Origin of the sequence: Proteus sp. G4415 (assembly GCF_963896075.1) — a bacterium.
In the GTDB taxonomy this organism is placed as follows: Bacteria; Pseudomonadota; Gammaproteobacteria; order Enterobacterales; family Enterobacteriaceae; genus Proteus; species Proteus mirabilis.
The window spans coordinates 1-3,118 of sequence record NZ_CAWQOK010000014.1 but is presented as its reverse complement, the minus strand read 5'-3'; the positions used below and the strand labels follow the sequence as shown (position 1 = coordinate 3,118).

Here is a 3,118-nt window from a genome sequence, read left to right as displayed (position 1 = left end):
TTTTGTCTAATGTTTTGTGAGTGATTTTTTATCTGATTGATATTGCTTGGTTTTTTATTTTATTTTATTACATCTATCTCATCATTTATCTGATGTATCGTAAAAAGATAGCGTACTTATACTTATAAGATGATGTTTCATAAAATGTATTTTATGGATAGTTTTTTTATAAAATGAAACGAAAAATGGCTTTTTGTTAAGCAAAAAAGCACGCTGAAAGGGGGCATTTAAGTAAATTTTAAAATGAAAATTTATTATTTGTAAATAAAATAGAAATATTGTTTATTCATTTTTATTGGAAATTACAAAGCGTATTTTTATCGTATAAAAATAAAAGATACTTTTATTACTCGTATTGGGAGTAAATCAATATATTTAATTTGCTATATTAATTGTAACAAAATGTTTCATTTTCGAGTGCGCTTCTTCTATAGGGAGTGAGTAATTCAAGCAATTATCCCGATTCTGTTTTACTATCGGCTATATAGAGAAAAACTTAAATCTGAAGGTATAAACATGATTTCCAGTACATCAAAAGGAACACTCTATGGCATTGTGGCGATATTCCTTTGGAGTACCATTGTTGGGTTAATTCGCAATATCAGTGAGTATTTTGGTGCGGTAGGGGGTGCTGCGCTGATTTACACAACGGGAACGCTATTTTTGATTTTGATCTTAGGGGTGCCTAAGTTATCTCTTTTTCCTAAGCGTTACCTTGCTTGGGGGGCACTTTTATTTGTTAGTTATGAAATCTGTTTATCGTTGGCGCTAGGATTTGCTAGTGATAGAGCACAAGCTATAGAGCTTGGCATGGTTAACTATTTATGGCCCAGCTTTACACTGGCATTAGCGGTATTCTTAAATAAACAGCGATTCTCTATCCTATTGATTGTGGGTTTATTATGCTCATTCAGTGGGCTTGTTTGGGTTGTTAGTGGTGATAATCCACTGACAATAGAAAGCTTATGGAATAATATTTGTCGTAATCCTCTCAGTTATATTTTGGCGTTTATCGGCGCCGTGTTATGGGCATTTTACAGTAATGTGACTCGTCTTATTTCGGGGGGGCACAATGGTATTGTGCCTTTCTTTTTCTTAACAGCATTGGCACTTTGGGGGCAATATATTTTTTCTGCTCCAATCGAGTGGGTGGTTAATGTAAAAAGTATCTCACTGTTACTTATTACTGGGGCTGCGATAGGGTTAGCTAATGCGGCGTGGACGGCAGGAATGATCAGCGGTAATGTGACATTATTAGCGACGCTTTCTTATTTTACTCCGGTAATTTCTACGGCTTTTTCATCCCTACTACTCTCTACAGCACTCTCTTTTTCATTTTGGCAAGGCGTTATGATGGTGACAGGCGGCTCTTTAATTTGTTGGTTAGCGACTCGTCAAAAAATGACAAAAATGCCAAAAACGAGCAAATCGAATGTAAAACAGGGTTCTTAAGTCAAATTTTCGTGCCAATTGGGGGTATTTGAATAAATACTCTCGATTTTAAAAAAGTCTCATTGGTATAAGTTGAAATTTTTTCACTATGCGACAAGGCTAATATCCGCTTATCTATATTACTTATAAGTTAAAAGATCTAACTTCTATTTAGAAGCTACCTATATGATAAGAACAAAGGGATTGCTATGAAACTTGAGACACTTTCTGTTCACGCTGGTTATTCACCTGATCCAACCACCAAAGCTGTTGCGGTGCCTATTTACCAAACCACCTCTTATGCATTTGATGATACGCAACATGGTGCTGATCTATTTGACTTAAAAGTACCTGGCAATATCTACACGCGTATCATGAACCCAACCAATGATGTATTGGAACAACGCGTTGCCGCCTTAGAAGGAGGGATTGCAGCAGTTGCTGTGGCATCGGGTATGGCTGCGATTACTTATGCTATCCAGACCATTGCACAAGTGGGCGATAACATTGTGTCGGTTGCGAAGCTCTATGGCGGTACATATAACTTAATGGCGCACACTTTTCCCCGTATCGGTATCGAAGCGCGTTTTGCCCCCCATGATGATCTGCTGGCACTTGAAGCGTTAATTGATGAGAAAACCAAAGCGGTATTTTGTGAATCTATCACTAATCCAAGTGGTAATATTGTTGATATTCAAGCTCTCGCCACTGTGGCTCATCGTCATGGTGTCCCTTTAATTGTTGATAATACGGTAGCAACGCCTTACCTATGTCGCCCTTTTGAGCATGGTGCTGATATTATTATTCACTCACTCACTAAATATATTGGTGGTCATGGTAACTCTATTGGTGGGATCGTCGTTGATTCAGGTAAATTTCCTTGGGCTGAACATAAAGATCGTTTTGAAATCCTCAATACACCGGATGTCTCTTATCATGGGGTTAATTATGTTGAACACTTTGGTGCGGCTGCTTATATTGCGCGATGCCGTGTTGCCCCATTGCGTGGAACAGGAGCCGCTCTTTCGCCATTTAACGCCTTCTTAATTCTTCAAGGTCTAGAAACATTAGCGTTACGTATGGAGCGTCATACTGAAAATGCGCAAAAAGTTGCTGAATATTTGCAAAATCATCCTCAAGTTGTCTGGGTTAAATATGCAGGTTTAACCAGCCACCCGGAGCATAATTTAGCGGTACGTTATATGTCAGGTAAACCTGCTGGTATTCTCTCTTTTGGTATCAAAGGCGGTGCCGAAGCGGGTGCGAAATTTATCGATGCATTGAAATTGATTGTGCGTCTTGTCAATATTGGTGATGCTAAATCTTTGGCTTGTCATCCTGCATCAACCACTCATCGCCAACTCAATGATGAAGAGTTAGAACGCGCGGGGGTTTCTCGTGATTTAATTCGACTTTCAATTGGTATTGAACATATAGACGATATTATCGCTGATCTAGAACAAGCATTAAACGCCAGTTTTTAACCGTTATTAATAATAGTTAATTAATAACGATTAAGTAATAGTAATTTAATTAATAATAGAAAGGCCTTCTTTAAATTTAAAGAGGGCTTTTTATTTTAAAACAAACAAATAATCGATCTTTTAAAGGGGTGTTTAATTTATTCTCTATGAGAGAAAGTGTGTTTTATTGCGTTACCACATTATTGAAATATCTTAATGACTAT

General features: G+C 37.4%; 2 protein-coding genes. Both read left to right on the top strand.

All coding sequences use genetic code 11. The annotated features are described in order from the left end of the window. Positions 1-516: 516 nt before the first annotated feature. On the top strand, positions 517-1,452 hold the full coding sequence (gene yddG / locus AACU95_RS01500) for an aromatic amino acid DMT transporter YddG (RefSeq protein WP_004245877.1): 936 nt from the start codon (positions 517-519) through the stop codon (positions 1,450-1,452). 188 nt (positions 1,453-1,640) lie between these two features. After that, positions 1,641-2,915 (top strand): bifunctional O-acetylhomoserine aminocarboxypropyltransferase/cysteine synthase, encoded by a 1,275-nt coding sequence (locus AACU95_RS01495; protein ID WP_004249177.1) that lies wholly within the window; start codon positions 1,641-1,643, stop codon positions 2,913-2,915. The last annotated feature ends 203 nt before the right edge of the window (positions 2,916-3,118 follow it).

What these genes read in the sequence shown, in the direction of transcription:
- AACU95_RS01495 (WP_004249177.1), top strand. Translation starts at nt 1,641, where the DNA reads ATGAAACTTGAGACACTTTCTGTTCACGCTGGTTATTCACCTGATCCA.
- yddG (WP_004245877.1), top strand. Translation starts at nt 517, where the DNA reads ATGATTTCCAGTACATCAAAAGGAACACTCTATGGCATTGTGGCGATA.